Here is a 19378-nt window from a genome sequence, read left to right on the forward strand (position 1 = left end):
ATAATATACTGGGCGAACAGAGAGGAGAATCACTATGACTGAACGGGTTTATTACACCAGCGATGCTACCGACGGGCGCGCCCAGATCATCGCCTGCACTGCAGAAGCGGATGGCCGTTACGCCATCGAACTGGATCGGACGCTGTTTCACCCGCAAGGGGGCGGTCAACCGGCGGATTGCGGCTGGATTGCCGGACAGGCCGTTGAGACGGTGGTTGTGCGCGGCGACAGGGTGCTGCATATTCTGTCGCAACTGCTTCCCCTCGGTGAAGTGGAGATGAAAATTGATGCCTCCGCGAGACAGCTGCATGCTCGTCTGCATTCTGCCGGCCACCTGCTTGGCCTGGCGGGCGAACAGCTTGGCTGGCAACCGGTGAAAGCGCACCACTGGCCCGGCGAAGGGCGGATAACCTTTGCCAGCAGGAATAGCGCCGCGCTGCCGGACGCCAGTGCGCTACTGGCGCTAGTAAAGGCATGGCAGGCGCAGGATTTACCGCGTCAGGTGACGTTCGCTGACGGCATGCGCAAAGTGGGATTCGGCGAGCTGCCCGCCTATCCCTGCGGTGGCACCCACGTCGCCCGTCTGGCGGAGCTGGGCGACATTGTCATTAGTCAGATTAAGATGAAGAAGGGGCAGTTGGTGATCAGCTATTCCCTGACGTAAACGTTTCAGTTCTGCTCAGGGTAGGTCTGTTTGCCGCGATAAATACGCTCCGGTCGGCCAACCTTGCCGTAGCTGATTTCCGCTTCCAGAAAGTCGTTCTTCACTCCCTGTTCCAGATAACGGCGAGCGGTGGTTTTGCTGCTGCCAAGGATACGCGCCAGCGAGTCGGCGGTATGTACCACCGCCGGGTCGGCAAACAGCTGGAGTACGCGCTGAAAGGTGCTTTCATCGATCCCGCGTAGCGGTGCGCTGGCCGGTTCCGTCTGTTCCCGAGCCTGAATATTAAACAGCGCATCGACGTGGATCTGGCTGGCCTGTTCGCTGGAACGCAGCGAGCTGCGATAGCGGGCGAAGCGCTCCAGGGTGTGCTGCAGGCGCTGATAATGCACCGGCTTAATTAGATAGTCGAACACCCCCAGGCGCAGCGCTTCGCTGATGGTATCCATATGATTATCAGCGGTAATAAAGATGATCCGCCCCTTGTAATGGGTACTGACCGCATGGCGGATCAGATCGATACCTTTGCCATCAGGTAAGAAATTATCCAACAGGATCAGCTGCGGTTGATACAGTCTGAGTTGTTTCCTGGCGCTCTCGAGTTTATCCGCAATGCCAATGACGTCGAACTGGGGAAACTGTTTGATGTTATCCACCAGGATCTCCGCCAGCATAGGTTCGTCTTCAACGATAAGAGTGGTGATGCTATCCATGATGTTCATCTCGGGTCAGGGGAATATAAAGAGTAAAGATGGTGCCAAAGGGAAGGTTATTTTCGACGACGATGCTGCCGCCTGCCTGTTCCACGTAGCTGCGAACCAGCCAGAGTCCGATGCCATGATCTTTGCTGACGCTGCTGGTGACGCCGCGCTCGAAGATCCGATCGCGCAGCGTCTCGTCAATGCCGCATCCCTGATCGGCGACCTCGATAATCACCTCGTGGCCGTCGCTGTTGATCAGGCACTCTATCTGCTTTGAGCCCTGCGGCTGTTGCAGGCTGGCATTGTAGGCGTTATCAAGCAGATTCCCCACGATCGAGATCCATTCGTTGTGAGAAAGGGCGGTGGGTAATCTGTCGACGAAGCAGGCCGGATCGAAAACCAGTTCCAGACCGAGCTCTTTGGCGCGGTAATACTTGCCGATCAACAGCCCGGCCAGATGGTTATCCTGGAAATTCCGCGCGATAAAATCGATCACTTTCTGGTGGCTTTCCGACTGCTGTTGGATCAGATCCAGCGCATGATCGTAGCGTTTAAGAAACAGCAGGCCGGCGATGGTGGAGATCAGATTGCGATGCTCATGCTGCACGGCGCGCAGGTTATCGGCATACTGTTGCACCTGACTGAGCTGCAGGCTGAGGGTGTTGATATCGTCTTTACTACGAAAGCTGATCACCCAGCCCTGTGGCTCATTATTTAAGATCACCGCCATCCGGCTGGCGATCACTTTGATATGATTGAAGGTGACGATCTCGTCTTTTTTATTGGTCTGCGGCGCATCGTAGAAGAAAGCCTCCTGAGAAATAACGCTGCTGATCCCTTTACCGATAAGCGTCGGTTCCGGTTGGCTCAGGTTGAGCAGCCGGCGGGCAGTCTGATTAATCGCGGTGATCTTGTAACGGGAGTCGATGGCGATGAGCCCTTCGAACACGGATTCAAACAACACGCTTTGCTGGATCAACAGCTGCGACAGCTGTTGAGGTTCCATATTCAGCATCTGCTTTTTGATATGCAACGAGAAGCGGCGGGCGCAGTAGAGCAGGAGCAGTAACATGATCGCCATCGGGATCAGCAGCGAGCTTATCTGCAGGCTGAGCCAGTTCTCTAACTGTTCAATGGTATAGCCTACCGACACAATGCCAATCACCTTGCCGGTCTCGTCCTGAATCGGTGATTTACCGCGCAGCGAGGAGCCCAGCGAGCCTTTGCGCACTGACACGTAGCTTTTCGCGTTTAACAATGCTTCATCGCTATCGCCGCCCTCCATCGATTTGCCGATTTCATCAGGATTAACATGATAGAGGCGCTGGCCGTTGGCATCACCGACGGTGATATAGGTAGCGTCGGAGAACGAACGCATGGGATCGATAAGCGCTTTGATTCTGGCGAGATCGCGTTTCTGAACCGCTTCGACCAGCTCCGGCATCGCCGAAATCTGCATTGCCTGAATCAGCGCCCGCTGCCCGACCTGGTAATGCAGACGCTCTTCGGTAATGTCGGTCAGATACCATGACATCGCCAGCATAACGATCGTCGAGGTGAATAAGATCAGCAGGAAGATGCGATTCTGAAACGATCGCCTGGCAAACCAGTGGGTGATTTTTCGGGTATACATAGCGCCAATAGACATTAAATGATTAGTTTCCCCGTTTCGCGGCCCGAGAACCCGCAGATGGCGCACAGAACCGCTAATTTCAGAAAAGTGATCGATGGCAAGGGGGCGCTGTTAATCCTGACCCGGAGGCGAGGTAACGGCCACGCCTCCGGAGAGGATGCCGGCCTACATCGCCAGCACGTACTTGAGCATCACCCCGGCGGCGATCGCCGAGCCGATCACCCCGGCCACGTTCGGGCCCATGGCGTGCATCAGCAGGAAGTTCTGCCCGTCCGCTTCCAGACCCACCTTGTTCGACACCCGCGCCGCCATCGGCACCGCCGACACCCCGGCTGAACCGATCAGCGGGTTGATCGGGTTCTTACTGAACCTGTTCAGCAGCTTCGCCATCAGCACCCCGGCCGCGGTGCCCACGCAGAAGGCGATCACCCCCAGCAGCAGGATCCCCAGGGTCTGCGGCTGCAGGAACTTGTCCGCCACCAGCTTGGCTCCCACCGACAGCCCGAGGAAGATGGTCACGATGTTGATTAGCGCGTTCTGCACCGTGTCGCTCAGCCGCTCCACCACCCCGCTCTCGCGCATCAGGTTGCCGAAGCAGAACATCCCCAGCAGCGGCGCGGCGTCCGGCAGCAGGAGCGCCACCAGCAGCAACAGCACCGCCGGGAAGAGGATCTTCTCCCGCTTACTCACCGTACGCAGCTGCACCATGCGGATCTTCCGCTCCTTATTCGTGGTCAGCGCCTTCATGATCGGCGGCTGGATCAGCGGCACCAGCGCCATGTAGGAGTAGGCCGCCACCGCGATGGCCCCCAGCAGCTCCGGCGCCAGCTTGCCCGACAGGTAGATAGCCGTCGGGCCGTCGGCGCCGCCGATGATGCCGATGGCCGCCGCCTGCGGCAGGGTGAAGCTGATGATGCCGAAGTAGTTCAGCGTCAGCGCCCCGAGCACGGTGGCGAAGATACCGAACTGCGCCGCCGCCCCCAGCAGCAGGGTGCGCGGGTTGGCCAGCAGCGGGCCGAAATCGGTCATCGCCCCGACGCCCATGAAAATTACCAGCGGCGCGATGCCCGAGCCAATCGCCACCTTATAGAAGATGGCCAGCACCCCGGCGGAGTAGCCCATGTCCACCGCCAGGCTCTCCATCTGCCCCTGCACCGACGGCAGGGCCAGGGCCAGCGCGTCCTTAATGGCGTGGACGTCCGGCGCGCAGTGGAGCTTCGCGGCAATCACCGCCAGCTGCGCCGGGTCGTGGTGGGCCAGCAGGCTCTCCAGGGCGGTGAGCGCTAGCCCGGCCTCCGGAATATTGGAGAGCAGGCCGCCGAAGCCAATCGGCAGCAGCAGTAACGGCTCGAACTTCCTGGCAATCGCCAGCCAGAGCAGCAGCAGGCTGACCAGCAGCATCACCGCCTGGCCGAACCCCAGGTGCATCAGCCCCATCCCCTGAATCAGGGCGTTCAGACTTTCCATTTCCGCTCCTCGTCCTTACGCCAGGGTCATCAGGGTGTCGCCGACCGCCACCGCGTCGCCGGACTTCACCGCGATACCGCGCACGGTGCCGGCCTGCGCGGCGCGGATTTCGGTCTCCATCTTCATGGCTTCCAGAATCAGCAGCACCTCGCCTTCGGCCACCGCCTGGCCTTCCGCGGCCAGCACCTTCCAGATATTGCCCGCCAGCGGGGCGGTCACCGGGGTGCCGGCGCCGGCCGGGGCCGGGGCGGCAGCAGGCGTAGCGGCCACCGGCGCGGCGCTGAGCTGGCTGACGTCGCCGCCGTCGCTGACCTTCACCACAAAGGCCTTGCCTTCCACTTCCACGGTGTAGACGCCGGAGGCGGCTGGTTTCTCAGCCTTCGCGGCAGGTCTGGCTTCTTCCAGCTGCGGCAGCGGTTCAAAGGCTGCCGGATTGTGGCGGTTTTCGAGGAACTTGAGGCCTATTTGCGGGAACAGCGCCACGGTGAGCACGTCGTCGATGGCGTTTTCGGCAAGCGTGATGCCCTTCTCCTGCGCCTGGCGTCTGACGTCGGCTTCCAGCTGCGCCAGCTCCGGCTTCAGCAGGTCCGCCGGGCGGCAAGTGATGGCCTCTGCGCCCTCGAGTACCCGCGCCTGCAGGGCGGCGTTCACCGGCGCCGGAGTGTGGCCGTATTCACCTTTCAGAATGCCGGCGGTCTCCTTCGCGATGGTTTTGTAGCGCTCGCCGGTGAGGACGTTGAGCACCGCCTGGGTGCCGACAATCTGCGAGGTCGGGGTGACCAGCGGGATGAAACCGAGGTCCTCGCGCACGCGAGGGATTTCCGCCAGCACTTCATCCAGACGGTGGGCGGCGCTCTGTTGCTTCAGCTGGCCTTCGAGGTTGGTGAGCATCCCGCCCGGCACCTGGGCGACGAGGATACGGCTGTCGGTGCCTTTCAGCTGCCCTTCGAAGGCGTGGTACTTCTTACGCACCTCGCGGAAGTAGGCCGCGATGCTCTCCAGCTTGTGGATATTGAGGCCGGTGTCGTACGGCGTGCCGGCGAGGGTGGCCACCAGCGCTTCGGTTGCCGGATGGCCGTAGGTGGCGCTCATGGACGAAATCGCCGTATCCACGCCGTCGACCCCGGCTTCAATGGCCTTCAGCAGGGCCATCTCCGCCATGCCGGTGGTGGCGTGGCAGTGCAGGTGCAGGGTGACGTCGTAGCGTTTTTTGATTTCGCTGACCAGCTCAAAGGCGGCATGCGGCGTCAGAATGCCGGACATGTCCTTGATGGCGATGGAGTCGACGCCGGTCTCCAGCAGCTGTTCGGTGAGGTCGAGCCAGGTCTGCAGGATGTGCGCCGGGCTGGTGGTGTACGAAAGCGTGCCCTGGGCGTGGGCGCCGTGGCTGCGCACCGCCTGCAGGGCGGCCTGCATGTTGCGCGGGTCGTTCATGGCGTCGAAGACGCGGAAGACGTCCATGCCGTTTTTGACGGCGCGCTCCACGAAGCGCGCCACCACGTCATCGGCGTAGTGGCGGTAGCCGAGCAGGTTCTGGCCGCGGAGCAGCATCTGCAGCGGGGTTTTCGGCATCGCTTTTTTTAGCTCGCGCAGGCGGACCCACGGGTCCTCGCCGAGAAAGCGGATGCAGGCATCAAAGGTGGCCCCGCCCCAGCACTCGAGGGAGCGGTAGCCGACGTCGTCAAGCTGAGCGGCGACGGGGAGCATATCGTCGAGGCGCAGGCGGGTGGCGAACAGGGACTGGTGGGCGTCGCGCAGGACGACATCGGTAATGGCAACGGTCATGAATTCCTCCGTGAATTAAGGGTGCAAACGGCGATGGTGGTGAATGGCGGCGACAATCGCCGGCTTTAAGCGGGCGAAGTCGTCGGCGGGCGCGACGGCGGCCGGTGCCGGTTTTGACGCCGGAAGCGGCTCGGGAAACAGACGGTTAACGGCGAGGGACATCCCCTGGATGGCGAAGATGAGCAGCAGCAGGAACACCAGCACAAAGCCCATGCCGAGAAACATCAGGGTGAAGCCTTCGCCTAGCAGCGCAGCATCAGTCATGTATACCTCTCAAAATAGGGGCACGATGGCGCGCTGCCTGGCGACGTTTCTGGCATTCCCGGCTAAGGAGCAGGGTGGATTTCCCTCTGCCGCTCCCGGCATTGGACCCTGGCGATGCTAGTCGTCGTCCGTTCAACGGCGCCATCGTGCAAATGGGTTAAATCATCATGCCGAACACGATGCTGGCGATGACCAGCACAATACCGCCACCCAAACGGGAGGAGATTTGCGCATAAGAGATAAGGTTCATACGGTTACAGGCAGAGAGCACTTCCAGGTCACCGGAACCGCCGCGGTTGGCCATGCACAGACCCGCGGTGATCGCTGATTCAATCGGGAAGAAGCCAATCATCCAGCCGCCCAGGGCCGCGCCAACCACCGCGCCAACGACGATAACCGCGGCGATGACGACGTTAGCGAAGGTAATAGCGTTGATGATTTCCTGCAGGTCGGTGTAGCAGACGCCGACGCCGACCATCAGCACCCACAACAGCTGTTTGGAAAAGAAATCCGACAGGCGTTTGGCGCCAGCTTTGATTTCGGGTGTGCAGAGGCCAGAGGCGTTCAGCGCCGCGACGATCAGCACCATCCAGGCAAAATAGTGAATCGATACGCCGCCAATGCTGGGCAGGATTTTCTTCGCCATCACGTAGGCCAGCAGGAAGCAGGTGGTGGCCAGCACCATGCCGACGGCGGTTTCGCGATGAGTGATCTGGCCCGCTTTTTCGTCTTCTTCGACTTTAAACGAGGCTTTGCGCACCAGCTCGCCCTCGCCGCTCAGCCAGGTGTGTTTTTTACCGATGATATCGAGTACGGCGGCAAAGACGATGGCAAAGATATTGGCGATGGTCAGAATAGCGATAGCGGTTGAATAGTACTCTTCGCGAGACCGACCGGTAACGGAGTGATAAATTTCCGACAGCGGTACCGCGCCCGCGCCGTTGCCGCCGCCCATGATCGGCAGGACGTACAGCATCATAATGCGATCCATCGGGATGCCGAACACCAGGCCGATGACGATACCGAAAATCGACGCGCCGACAATGCCCATCAGAATGGTCGGGATGTAGCCGAGCAGCGATTTCAGCAGCAGACGACGGTTTACCGACAGGATCGCGCCGGTAATTAATACGGCGATGAATAAGTTAAGGAAGTTACTCTCATCCATGACGTTACTGATGGCATCGATCTCTTTCTGCGTGAAAATACCGGCATAAACGAAATATGCTGCCACCAGAAAGATCATCACTGGCGCACCACCGATATATTTGTTGAATATCGGCAGGCGTTTACCTATTTCGCCAAACAGGGCGCCGATAATAAACATAATGGCAAAGCCGCCAACCAGGTCGGTGGGTAACGCATTAAAGAAGTGGGAAAGTAATAGCGTAATTAACGCAAACGCATAAAGGGGTAACGGCATGCCGAAGATTTTAAATCCCAGCAGGTCGCTCACGCCTTTTTTCTCCGTCGCCGGAGCCTGGCTCATGTTAGTCATAAACGTTATCCTGTTTATCAATGAAGTAATAAGACCGGCGCATAGTAATAAATAGACTCAGTGTTAAGGTGTGATAACCTTCACTGAATACTCGTGTTTTTAATTAATTTAATTATTTTTATTATGCTGAATGAATTAACAACATAAAAACCATAAAGCCAATTAAGCGACGAGAAAAACTGTGATTTAAATACAAGAATCGATAGCCGAACGCTGGCGAAATACAGGTCGTTTTGGAATAACGAAGCGCTAAAAAATGACTCTGATATTAAAACGCGTTCAGCTACGGAAGGATAAATCGCGGCGAGAGGCGATTGACCTCTTTCTCCGTCAGCATCAGCTCTCATTAGAGGCTGATTGCGAAATGGCCATTATCGCCGAGTACCGGCAGCGGCTGGTCGGCTGCGGCGCCATCGCCGGCAACGTGCTGAAGTGCATCGCTATCGACCCCTCGCTGCAGGGGGAGGGGCTGAGCCTTAAGCTACTGACAGAATTACTCACCCTGGCTTACGAACTGGGGCGCAGCGAACTGTTTTTATTCACTAAGCCCTGTAACGCCGCGCTCTTTGCCGGCGCCGGCTTCTGGCCAATCGCGCAGGCCGGCGATCTCGCCGTGTTACTGGAAAATAGCCGCGAACGGCTGACCCGCTACTGCCGCCAGCTGGCGATGTACCGTCAGCCGGGACGCAAAATAGGCGCTATCGTGATGAACGCCAACCCGTTCACGCTCGGCCACCGCTGGCTGGTGGAGCAGGCGGCCCGTCAGTGCGACTGGCTACACCTGTTTGTGGTGAAAGAGGATGCCTCCCGTTTCACGTATCAGGATCGCTACACGCTAATCGAAAAAGGGATTGCCGGCATCGACAAGGTAACGCTGCATCCCGGTTCGGCATACCTCATCTCGCGGGCCACCTTCCCTGGCTACTTCCTCAAAGAACAGGGGGTGGTGGACGACTGCCACAACCAGATCGATCTCCAGCTGTTCCGCGAACATTTAGCCCCGGCGCTGAAGATAACCCATCGTTTTGTCGGCACCGAGCCGCTGTGTTCGCTGACCCGCCATTACAACCAGCGTATGAAAGCGTTGCTGGCAGCGCCGGGCGACGCGCCGCCTGTTGAGGTCGTTGAGCTGGCGCGGATCGAAAAAAACGGCGGGCCGATATCGGCTTCCAGGGTGCGCGAACTGTACCGGCAGCGCAACTGGCAGGCGGTGGCGGCGCTGGTGCCGCCGGGAACCCTCTCTTTTCTGATGCAACTGGCGGAAAGCGAACATCAAACCGCCTGATTTTTACGCCATAACAAAGGATTTGCCTCTATGGAAATGAAGATTGACGCCCTGGCCGGCACGCTGGAGTCCAGCGATGTGATGGTCAGGATTGGGCCGGCGACGCAGCCGGGCATTCAACTGGAGATCGACAGCATTGTGAAGCAGCAGTTTGGCGATGCGATTGAGCGAGTGGTCAGAGAAACCCTGATGCAGCTCGGCGTTAGCCAGGCCAACGTGGTGGTGGATGATAAAGGGGCGCTGGAGTGCGTTCTGCGCGCCCGAGTTCAGGCTGCGGCCCTGCGCGCGGCGCAACAGTCTCAATTGCAATGGAGCCAGCTATGAAACCACGTCGCAGTATGCTGTTTATCCCCGGCGCCAATGCCGCCATGTTAAGTACTTCATTCGTCTACGGCGCCGATGCGGTGATGTTCGACCTTGAAGATGCCGTTTCGCTGCGCGAGAAAGATACCGCTCGTCTGCTGGTGTATCAGGCGCTGCAGCACCCGCTGTATCAGGATATCGAAACGGTGGTGCGTATTAACCCGCTAAATACCCCGTTTGGACTGGCCGATCTGGAAGCCGTGGTTCGTGCGGGCGTGGATATGGTGCGCCTGCCGAAAACCGACAGCAAAGAAGATATCCATGAGCTGGAAGCTCACGTTGAGCTTATTGAGCGTGCGTGTGGCCGCGAAGTGGGCAGCACCAGGCTCATGGCGGCCATCGAGTCGGCGTTGGGGGTGGTAAACGCGGTCGAGATCGCCCGCGCCAGCCCGCGTCTGTCGGCCATCGCGCTGGCGGCTTTCGATTACGTGATGGATATGGGCACCTCCCGCGGCGACGGCACTGAGCTGTTCTATGCCCGCTGCGCCGTGCTACATGCTGCGCGGGTTGCCGGCATCGCCGCCTATGACGTGGTGTGGTCGGATATTAATAATGAAGAGGGATTTCTTGCGGAAGCGAATCTGGCGAAGAACCTCGGCTTCAACGGGAAATCACTGGTCAACCCGCGCCAGATCGAACTGCTGCACCAGGTCTATGCCCCGACGCGAAAAGAGGTCGACCATGCGCTGGAGGTGATTGCCGCGGCGGAAGAGGCAGAGTCGCGCGGTCTGGGCGTGGTGTCGCTGAACGGTAAGATGATCGATGGACCGATTATCGACCACGCGCGCAAAGTGGTGGCGCTTTCGGCTTCCGGTATTCGGGATTAAGGGGAATAAGATGAAAGAGACAGTAGCAATGCTTAATCAGCAGTACGTGATGCCGGAAGGATTGACCCCTTACAACGGCGTGACGGCGAAAAGTCCGTGGCTGGCTAGTGAGACGGAAAAGCGTCAGCGTAAAATCTGCGACTCGCTGGAAACGGCAATCCGTCGCTCCGGTCTGCAAAACGGCATGACCATCTCGTTCCACCACGCGTTTCGCGGCGGTGACAAAGTGGTCAATATGGTGGTGGCGAAGCTAGCGGAGATGGGATTTCGCGATCTGACCCTGGCGTCCAGTTCGCTGATCGACGCCCACTGGCCGCTGATTGAGCATATTAAAAACGGCGTGATCCGTCAGATCTACACCTCCGGTCTGCGCGGGAAGCTTGGCGAGGAGATCTCCGCCGGCCTGATGGAAAATCCGGTGCAGATCCACTCTCACGGTGGTCGCGTACAGCTGATCCAATGCGGTGAGCTGTCCATTGACGTGGCGTTCCTCGGCGTTCCCTGCTGCGATGAGTTTGGCAACGCCAACGGCTTTAGCGGTAAGTCGCGCTGCGGCTCGCTGGGCTACGCGCGCGTTGATGCGGAACATGCCAAATGCGTCGTGCTGTTGACCGAAGAGTGGGTGGACTACCCTAACTACCCGGCCAGTATCGCCCAGGATCAGGTGGATCTGATCGTTCAGGTGGACGAAGTGGGCGATCCGCAAAAAATCACCGCGGGCGCCATTCGTTTGACCAGCAACCCGCGCGAGCTGCTGATCGCCCGCCAGGCGGCGAAAGTGGTTGAACACTCCGGTTACTTTAAAGATGGTTTCTCGCTGCAGACCGGCACCGGCGGCGCCTCGCTGGCGGTGAGCCGCTTCCTGGAAGACAAAATGCGCCGCAACGGCATTACCGCCAGCTTCGGCCTTGGCGGCATCACCGGGACGATGGTCGACCTGCATGAGAAAGGGCTGATTAAAACGCTGCTCGACACCCAATCGTTCGATGGCGATGCGGCGCGCTCGCTGGCGCAGAACCCGAACCACGTCGAAATCTCTACCAATCAGTATGCCAGCCCGGGTTCCAAAGGGGCCTCCTGCGAGCGCTTAAACGTAGTGATGCTCAGCGCGCTGGAAATTGACACCGACTTTAACGTCAACGTGATGACCGGCTCCAACGGCGTGCTGCGCGGCGCGTCAGGCGGACATAGCGATACCGCCGCCGGCGCGGATCTGACCATCATTACCGCGCCGTTAGTTCGCGGCCGCATTCCCTGCGTCGTGGAAAAAGTGCTGACCCGCGTGACGCCGGGAGCCAGCGTGGATGTGCTGGTCACCGACCATGGCATTGCGGTAAACCCGGCGCGCCAGGACCTGATCGACAATTTACGCAACGCCGGTATTCCGCTGATGACCATTGAGGAACTGCAGCAGCGCGCGGAGCTACTGACGGGCAAACCGAAGGCGATCGAATTTACCGATCGGGTGGTGGCGGTAGTCCGCTATCGCGACGGTTCGGTCATCGATGTGATCCATCAGGTGAAAAACAGCGACTAAGCGCAGAGGGGAAAGGCTATGAGCGACGTGTTAATTCAACCTCCGCGTGTGCTACGCGGGAAACCACTGAGCGCCGAAGAGGTGGTCAGCGCGGTAGAGCGCGCGCTGTTGACCGAAGTTCGCCTGACCCCAAAGCCCGGGCTGGTGGATATTCGTAACGCTGGCGCGCACCGGGATATGGATCTGGCCTCGTTTGAGGCCAGTACCGCGGTGGTGGCGCCGTGGATGGAGAAGTTTTTTATCATGGGCCACGATACCGCGGCGGTCGCGCCGGAGCAGGTATTGATGATGCTGCGGCCGGTGGGAATGGCCTGCGAGAACGATATGCTGGAGGTCACCGGCGGGGTGAATACCCATCGTGGGGCGATCTTCGCTTTTGGCCTGCTCAGCGCGGCGGCGGGCAGGCTGGTTTCGAAAGGCGAGCCGATAGAACAGCACCGGCTTTGCGACCAGGTGGCGCGCTTCTGTCGCGGCATGGTTATGCAGGAATTATCCTCCGCCAGCGGGGAACGGCTGAGCAAAGGCGGGATTCATTTTCTGCGTTACGGTTTCTCCGGCGCCCGCGGCGAGGCGGAGAGCGGATTCCTGACCGTGCGTACCCAGGCGTTACCGGTCTTTAACCGCATGATGGAGGAGACTGGCGACAGCAATCTGGCGCTGCTGCAAACCCTGCTGCATCTGATGGCATGGAATGATGACACCAATCTGGTGTCTCGCGGCGGGCTGGCCGGGCTGAACTATGTCCAGCAGGAGGCGCAGCGGCTGCTGTGGCAGGGCGGCGTACTGGCTGACGGTGGCCTGGAGGCGCTGCGCCAGTTTGATGACGATCTGATTGCCCGCCATCTCAGCCCCGGCGGTAGCGCCGATCTGCTGGCGGTGACCTGGTTTTTATCCGCGTTTCCCGCCGGCGCGCTTTTCCCGCTGTAACCCTCTGCAACATGGCCTTCGCCCGCACCGTGCGGGCGGGGCATCATCATTCGCCATCCTGGTTATCACTGCGTAAACGAGGAATTGCGGCACAATCGTATAGTTTTTACTGATATCGTCCGCCGTTTGTCATAAATTTCTAATTATCGGCGTTTTTGAGTAGCGGCCCGCTGACGGGCTGGTTACTCTGAAAACAATTTACGTAATGTTAACAAAAGAGAATAGCTATGCATGATGCACAAATCCGCGTGGCCATCGCCGGCGCGGGCGGCCGGATGGGACGCCAGTTAATTCAGGCTGCGCTGCAGATGGATGGAGTGGCGCTGGGCGCGGCGCTGGAGCGCGAAGGGTCCAGCCTGGTGGGCAGCGACGCCGGCGAGCTGGCGGGCGCCGGCAAAGCGGGCGTCACGGTGCAGAGCAGCCTGACGGCGGTAAAAGATGATTTCGACGTGTTGATCGATTTTACCCGCCCGGAAGGCACGCTGAACCATCTGGCGTTTTGCCGCGACCACGGCAAAGGGATGGTCATCGGCACCACCGGTTTTGACGACGCCGGCAAGCAGGCGATTCGCGACGCCGCGCAGGAGATTGCCATTGTCTTCGCCGCGAACTTTAGCGTCGGCGTCAATGTCCTGTTAAAGCTGCTGGAGAAGGCGGCGAAGGTGATGGGCGACTACACCGACATCGAAATTATCGAAGCGCACCATCGGCATAAAGTGGATGCGCCGTCAGGCACCGCGCTGGCGATGGGCGAAGCGATCGCCGGAGCATTGAACAAAGATCTCAAGGACTGCGCGGTCTACAGCCGTGAAGGCCACACTGGCGAACGCGTCCCGGGCACCATTGGCTTCGCCACCGTCCGCGCGGGGGATATCGTCGGGGAGCATACGGCGATGTTTGCTGATATTGGCGAACGTATCGAGATCACCCATAAAGCCTCCAGTCGAATGACCTTTGCTAATGGCGCGGTTCGCTCTGCATTGTGGCTGAAAGGCAAGAAAAGCGGACTCTTTGATATGCGTGATGTGCTGGATCTGAATAGTTTATAACGATTATTACCCATCGTGATGTGGTTATTGCTATCAATAAGTTATTGATGCAAGGGGCAATATTTTGTTGCCCTTTTTTATTTTTGGCCGCTTTAGGTTGTTATTTTTCTGAATGGGCTATAAGTTAGGGTGTTGTTCGGTTTTTAAGTGAATGAAATGTAAATTTTGACCATCTGGTCCACTTTTTTGCCGTCCAGCGCCAGATTTTACACTCTTCGCCGTCCGCAAGCGTTTTCTCAGCCAGGTTTGTTGATCTTTTTGGCGTAAAAATCACATGTTATGCGCCAGTGGCGTAAAATGACATTAAAAATCTCCGCTTTAAGTTGACTTTTATCCGACATCTCTCCAGAATGCCGCCGTTTGCCAAAAATCTGCGGGCAACAGATTTGCATTGATTCAGATCGTGTTTATGAATTAATATGCAAATAAAGTGAGTGGATATTCTCTGGAGGATGTTTTGATTAAGTCAGCGCTATTGGTTCTGGAAGACGGAACCCAGTTTCACGGTCGGGCCATCGGGGCAACCGGCACGGCGGTTGGGGAAGTCGTTTTCAATACTTCAATGACCGGTTATCAAGAAATCCTCACTGATCCTTCCTATTCCCGCCAAATCGTCACTCTTACTTATCCTCATATTGGTAATGTCGGCACCAACGCCGCCGATGAAGAATCTTCTCAGGTACATGCTCAGGGTCTGGTTATTCGCGACCTGCCGCTGATTGCCAGCAACTTCCGCAGTACCGAAGACCTCTCTTCCTATCTGAAGCGCCATAACATCGTGGCGATTGCCGATATCGATACCCGCAAGCTGACGCGTCTGCTGCGTGAGAAAGGGGCGCAGAATGGCTGCATCATCGCGGGCGACAGCCCGGATGCCCAGCTGGCGCTGGAAAAAGCGAAAGCATTCCCGGGCCTGAACGGCATGGACCTGGCGAAGGAAGTGACCACCGCAGAAACCTACAGCTGGACGCAAGGCAGCTGGACCCTGGCGGGCGACCTGCCGGAAGCGAAAGCGGAAAGCGAGCTGCCGTTCCACGTCGTGGCGTATGACTTCGGCGCGAAACGCAACATCCTGCGCATGCTGGTTGACCGCGGCTGCCGCCTGACGGTGGTGCCGGCGAAGACGTCGGCGGCGGATGTGCTGGCGCTGAATCCGGACGGCATTTTCCTCTCCAACGGCCCTGGCGACCCGGCGCCGTGTGATTACGCTATCGAGGCGATTGAAAAATTCCTCGAGACCGATATTCCGGTGTTCGGCATCTGCCTCGGCCATCAGCTGCTGGCGCTGGCGAGCGGCGCCAGGACCATTAAGATGAAGTTCGGCCACCACGGCGGCAACCACCCGGTGAAAGATATTGATAACAACGTGGTGATGATCACCGCCCAGAACCACGGCTTCGCCGTGGATGAGGCGACGCTGCCGGCCAACCTGCGCGTGACCCACAAGTCGCTGTTCGACGGCACCCTGCAGGGGATCCATCGCACCGACAAGCCGGCGTTCAGCTTCCAGGGGCACCCTGAAGCGAGCCCGGGGCCGCACGATGCCGCGCCGCTGTTCGACCACTTTATCGAGTTAATTGAGCAATACCGTCAGTCCGCGAAATAATCAGGAGTAAAAGAGCCATGCCAAAACGTACAGACATACAAAGTATCCTGATTCTGGGCGCGGGCCCGATTGTTATCGGTCAGGCGTGCGAGTTTGACTACTCCGGCGCCCAGGCCTGTAAAGCCCTGCGCGAAGAGGGCTACCGCGTTATCCTGGTGAACTCTAACCCAGCGACCATCATGACCGACCCGGAAATGGCCGATGCCACCTACATCGAGCCGATTCACTGGGAAGTGGTGCGCAAAATCATCGAAAAAGAGCGCCCGGACGCGGTGCTGCCGACCATGGGCGGCCAGACGGCGCTGAACTGCGCGCTGGAGCTGGAGCGTCAGGGAGTGCTGGCTGAATTCGGTGTGACCATGATTGGCGCCACCGCCGATGCGATTGACAAGGCCGAAGACCGTCGCCGTTTCGATATCGCGATGAAAAAAATCGGTCTCGACACCGCGCGTTCAGGTATCGCCCATACGATGGAAGAGGCGCTGGCGGTAGCGGCTGACGTCGGCTATCCGTGCATCATCCGTCCGTCGTTCACCATGGGTGGCACCGGCGGCGGCATCGCCTATAACCGCGAAGAGTTTGAAGAGATTTGTACCCGCGGCCTGGATCTCTCTCCTACCAACGAGCTGCTGATTGATGAATCGCTGATCGGCTGGAAAGAGTATGAGATGGAAGTGGTGCGCGATAAGAACGACAACTGCATCATCGTCTGCTCTATCGAAAACTTCGACGCCATGGGGATCCACACCGGTGATTCCATCACCGTTGCGCCGGCGCAGACCCTGACCGACAAAGAATACCAAATCATGCGTAACGCCTCGATGGCGGTGCTGCGTGAAATCGGCGTCGAAACCGGCGGCTCTAACGTTCAGTTCGCGGTCAACCCGAAAAACGGTCGCCTGATCGTTATTGAAATGAACCCGCGCGTTTCCCGCTCCTCGGCGCTGGCCTCCAAAGCCACCGGTTTCCCGATTGCCAAAGTGGCAGCCAAGCTGGCAGTAGGTTACACCCTCGACGAGCTGATGAACGACATCACCGGCGGCCGTACCCCGGCTTCCTTCGAGCCGTCCATCGACTACGTGGTCACTAAAATCCCACGCTTTAACTTCGAAAAATTCGCCGGCGCCAATGACCGTCTGACCACCCAGATGAAGTCCGTCGGCGAAGTGATGGCGATTGGCCGTACCCAGCAGGAATCCTTGCAGAAAGCGCTGCGCGGTCTGGAAGTGGGCGCCACCGGCTTCGATCCGAAAGTGAGCCTCGACGATCCGGAAGCGCTGACCAAAATCCGCCGCGAGCTGAAAGACGCCGGCGCTGAGCGTATCTGGTACATCGCCGACGCGTTCCGCGCGGGCCTCTCGGTTGACGGCGTCTTCAACCTGACCAACATCGACCGCTGGTTCCTGGTGCAGATTGAAGAGCTGGTCCGTCTGGAAGAGAAAGTGGCGGAAGTGGGCATCAACGGCCTCGACGCTGACTTCCTGCGCACCCTGAAACGTAAAGGCTTTGCCGATGCGCGTCTGGCGAAGCTGGCGGGCGTGCGGGAAGCGGAAATCCGTAAACTGCGCGACCAGTATGACCTGCACCCGGTCTACAAGCGCGTGGACACCTGCGCCGCGGAATTCGCCACCGATACCGCCTACATGTACTCCACCTATGAAGAAGAGTGCGAGTCCAACCCGTCCGTTGACCGCGATAAAATCATGGTCCTCGGCGGCGGCCCGAACCGTATCGGTCAGGGTATCGAATTTGACTACTGCTGCGTACACGCCTCGCTGGCGCTGCGCGAAGACGGTTACGAGACCATCATGGTCAACTGTAACCCGGAAACCGTCTCTACCGACTACGACACTTCCGACCGTCTGTACTTCGAGCCGGTTACCCTGGAAGACGTGCTGGAAATCGTGCGCATCGAGAAGCCAAAAGGCGTTATCGTGCAGTACGGCGGGCAGACTCCGCTGAAGCTGGCGCGCGCCCTGGAAGCCGCAGGCGTACCGGTTATCGGTACCAGCCCGGACGCTATCGACCGGGCGGAAGATCGTGAGCGCTTCCAGCACGCGGTTGACCGTCTGAAGCTGAAGCAGCCGGCGAACGCCACCGTTACCGCCATTGAGCAGGCGGTAGAGAAAGCGAAAGAGATTGGCTACCCGCTGGTGGTGCGTCCGTCTTACGTGCTCGGCGGTCGGGCGATGGAGATCGTCTATGACGAGCAGGATCTGCGCCGCTACTTCCAGACTGCGGTCAGCGTCTCCAACGACGCGCCAGTGCTGCTGGACCGCTTCCTCGACGACGCGATTGAAGTGGATGTCGATGCCATCTGCGATGGCGAAATGGTGCTGATTGGCGGCATCATGGAGCATATCGAACAGGCAGGCGTCCACTCCGGCGACTCCGCCTGTTCCCTGCCAGCCTATACCCTGAGCAAAGAGATTCAGGATGTGATGCGCGAGCAGGTGCAGAAGCTGGCCTTCGAGCTGCAGGTTCGCGGTCTGATGAACGTCCAGTTCGCGGTGAAAGATAACGAAGTCTATCTGATTGAAGTCAACCCGCGTGCGGCGCGCACCGTGCCGTTCGTCTCCAAAGCCACCGGCGTACCGCTGGCGAAAGTGGCGGCGCGCGTGATGGCCGGTAAGACGCTGGCGCAGCAGGGCGTGACCAAAGAGATCATCCCGCCGTACTACTCGGTGAAAGAGGTGGTCCTGCCGTTCAACAAATTCCCGGGCGTTGACCCGCTGTTAGGGCCAGAAATGCGTTCCACCGGGGAAGTGATGGGCGTTGGCCGTACCTTTGCCGAAGCGTTCGCCAAAGCGCAGCTGGGCAGCAACTCGACCATGAAGAAACAGGGTCGCGCGCTGCTCTCCGTCCGCGAAGGCGACAAAGAGCGTGTGGTCGACCTGGCAGCGAAGCTGCTGAAGTTTGGCTTCGAGCTGGATGCGACTCACGGCACGGCGATTGTGCTGGGCGAAGCGGGCATCAACCCGCGTCTGGTGAACAAGGTGCATGAAGGTCGTCCGCACATTCAGGACCGTATCAAGAATGGCGAATATACCTACATCATCAACACCACCGCAGGTCGTCAGGCGATTGAAGACTCCAAGCTGATTCGCCGCAGCGCGCTGCAGTACAAGGTGCACTATGACACCACCCTGAACGGCGGCTTTGCCACCGCGATGGCGCTGAACGCTGACGCCACCGACAAGGTGATTTCGGTTCAGGAAATGCACGCGCAAATCACCAAATAAGCGCTCCGGCCTGGCCGGATAGCAACACACCTGGGCTGACGACTTCGTCAGCCCATTTTTTTTGGCCGCGGCCATCTTCAGAGAGTTCTGCTTTTAACCCCCTGTCGGGTCAGGCTAACTATAGTTAGCACCATAACGATACCTATTGATGAAAAGACAGGAGGATACAATGCGGAACAATATTCTGGTGGCATCCGCACTGGCAGCGACGGCAATCATGTTCGTGGCCGGCTGCTCATCGAATCAGTCGATCAAAACCACCGACGGCAAGACCATTGTCACCAGCGGTAAACCGCAGGTGGATGATGATACCGGTCTGGTCTCTTACAAAAATGCCGAAACCGGACGCGTGGAGCAGATTAACCGCGATCAGGTGAAATCTATGGATGAGCTGGATAATTAAGGCCTGACGTTTGCCATTCAGGCGCGCGTTGTGTCCACCACCGCGACATAAATCACAGTTATCATTGTAAGCGGTTCATTTAACTGTCTACACTCTTGCTGATTACGACAAGAGCTAACGCAGGCCAATC

The 19378-nt window shown here is 58.6% G+C and carries 16 protein-coding genes; 10 read left to right on the top strand and 6 right to left on the bottom strand.

Annotation, left to right across the window (positions count from 1 at the left end; translation table 11 throughout):
- Window positions 1-34 precede the first annotated feature (34 nt).
- Window positions 35-664 carry a hypothetical protein gene (locus CE636_RS18890; protein ID WP_004204246.1) on the top strand — a complete coding sequence of 210 codons (630 nt, stop codon included), beginning with the start codon at window positions 35-37 and terminating at the stop codon, window positions 662-664.
- Between the two features lie 5 nt (window positions 665-669).
- On the opposite strand, the gene CE636_RS18895 is transcribed toward CE636_RS18890, so the two are convergent.
- The 6 genes from CE636_RS18895 to citS all read right to left on the bottom strand — a co-directional run bounded on the left by CE636_RS18895 (window position 670) and on the right by citS (window position 8009).
- Complete coding sequence (locus tag CE636_RS18895) at window positions 670-1374, bottom strand: response regulator (RefSeq protein ID WP_017901216.1); 705 nt, start codon at window positions 1372-1374, stop codon at window positions 670-672.
- Window positions 1367-2995: an ATP-binding protein gene (locus CE636_RS18900; RefSeq protein WP_048322953.1), complete on the bottom strand. Its 1629-nt coding sequence runs from the start codon at window positions 2993-2995 to the stop codon at window positions 1367-1369. Before CE636_RS18900 ends, CE636_RS18895 begins: the two co-directional genes overlap by 8 nt.
- 165 nt (window positions 2996-3160) lie before the next feature.
- Complete coding sequence (locus tag CE636_RS18905) at window positions 3161-4462, bottom strand: oxaloacetate decarboxylase subunit beta (RefSeq protein ID WP_004204249.1); 1302 nt, start codon at window positions 4460-4462, stop codon at window positions 3161-3163.
- A gap of 15 nt (window positions 4463-4477) precedes the next feature.
- The gene (oadA, locus tag CE636_RS18910; protein WP_017901214.1) at window positions 4478-6247 is read right to left on the bottom strand and encodes a sodium-extruding oxaloacetate decarboxylase subunit alpha; all 1770 of its coding nucleotides are present in this window, start codon (window positions 6245-6247) and stop codon (window positions 4478-4480) included.
- 15 nt (window positions 6248-6262) lie between these two features.
- The gene (locus tag CE636_RS18915; RefSeq protein ID WP_004204254.1) at window positions 6263-6511 is read right to left on the bottom strand and encodes an oxaloacetate decarboxylase subunit gamma; all 249 of its coding nucleotides are present in this window, start codon (window positions 6509-6511) and stop codon (window positions 6263-6265) included.
- A 157-nt stretch (window positions 6512-6668) separates the two neighbouring features.
- Window positions 6669-8009 carry a citrate/sodium symporter CitS gene (gene citS / locus CE636_RS18920; RefSeq protein ID WP_004204255.1) on the bottom strand — a complete coding sequence of 447 codons (1341 nt, stop codon included), beginning with the start codon at window positions 8007-8009 and terminating at the stop codon, window positions 6669-6671.
- A 256-nt stretch (window positions 8010-8265) separates the two neighbouring features.
- Between citS and citC the strand changes: the two genes are divergently transcribed.
- The 9 genes from citC (at window position 8266) to CE636_RS18965 (ending at window position 19248) form a co-directional block, all read left to right on the top strand.
- Window positions 8266-9294: a [citrate (pro-3S)-lyase] ligase gene (gene citC, locus CE636_RS18925; protein ID WP_017901213.1), complete on the top strand. Its 1029-nt coding sequence runs from the start codon at window positions 8266-8268 to the stop codon at window positions 9292-9294.
- Window positions 9295-9324: 30 nt separating this feature from the next.
- On the top strand, window positions 9325-9618 hold the full coding sequence (gene citD, locus CE636_RS18930) for a citrate lyase acyl carrier protein (protein WP_017901212.1): 294 nt from the start codon (window positions 9325-9327) through the stop codon (window positions 9616-9618).
- Window positions 9615-10484 carry a citrate (pro-3S)-lyase subunit beta gene (gene citE, locus CE636_RS18935; protein ID WP_017901211.1) on the top strand — a complete coding sequence of 290 codons (870 nt, stop codon included), beginning with the start codon at window positions 9615-9617 and terminating at the stop codon, window positions 10482-10484. The genes citD and citE overlap by 4 nt, the downstream gene beginning before the upstream one ends.
- Window positions 10485-10494: 10 nt before the next feature.
- Entirely contained in the window at window positions 10495-12021 is a 1527-nt protein-coding gene (gene citF / locus CE636_RS18940) for a citrate lyase subunit alpha (protein ID WP_025999339.1), read from the top strand.
- Window positions 12022-12039: 18 nt separating this feature from the next.
- The gene (citG, locus tag CE636_RS18945) at window positions 12040-12948 is read left to right on the top strand and encodes a triphosphoribosyl-dephospho-CoA synthase CitG (RefSeq protein WP_017901209.1); all 909 of its coding nucleotides are present in this window, start codon (window positions 12040-12042) and stop codon (window positions 12946-12948) included.
- A gap of 227 nt (window positions 12949-13175) precedes the next feature.
- The gene (dapB, locus tag CE636_RS18950; RefSeq protein WP_004204265.1) at window positions 13176-13997 is read left to right on the top strand and encodes a 4-hydroxy-tetrahydrodipicolinate reductase; all 822 of its coding nucleotides are present in this window, start codon (window positions 13176-13178) and stop codon (window positions 13995-13997) included.
- Between the two features lie 457 nt (window positions 13998-14454).
- Window positions 14455-15603: a glutamine-hydrolyzing carbamoyl-phosphate synthase small subunit gene (gene carA, locus CE636_RS18955; protein WP_004204266.1), complete on the top strand. Its 1149-nt coding sequence runs from the start codon at window positions 14455-14457 to the stop codon at window positions 15601-15603.
- Between the two features lie 17 nt (window positions 15604-15620).
- On the top strand, window positions 15621-18845 hold the full coding sequence (gene carB, locus CE636_RS18960; RefSeq protein ID WP_017901208.1) for a carbamoyl-phosphate synthase large subunit: 3225 nt from the start codon (window positions 15621-15623) through the stop codon (window positions 18843-18845).
- Window positions 18846-19014: 169 nt separating this feature from the next.
- Window positions 19015-19248: a YgdI/YgdR family lipoprotein gene (locus CE636_RS18965; protein ID WP_002888059.1), complete on the top strand. Its 234-nt coding sequence runs from the start codon at window positions 19015-19017 to the stop codon at window positions 19246-19248.
- Window positions 19249-19378 lie beyond the last annotated feature (130 nt).

It is taken from the genome of Klebsiella sp. LY (assembly GCF_004010915.1).
In the GTDB taxonomy this organism is placed as follows: domain Bacteria; phylum Pseudomonadota; class Gammaproteobacteria; order Enterobacterales; family Enterobacteriaceae; genus Klebsiella; species Klebsiella quasipneumoniae.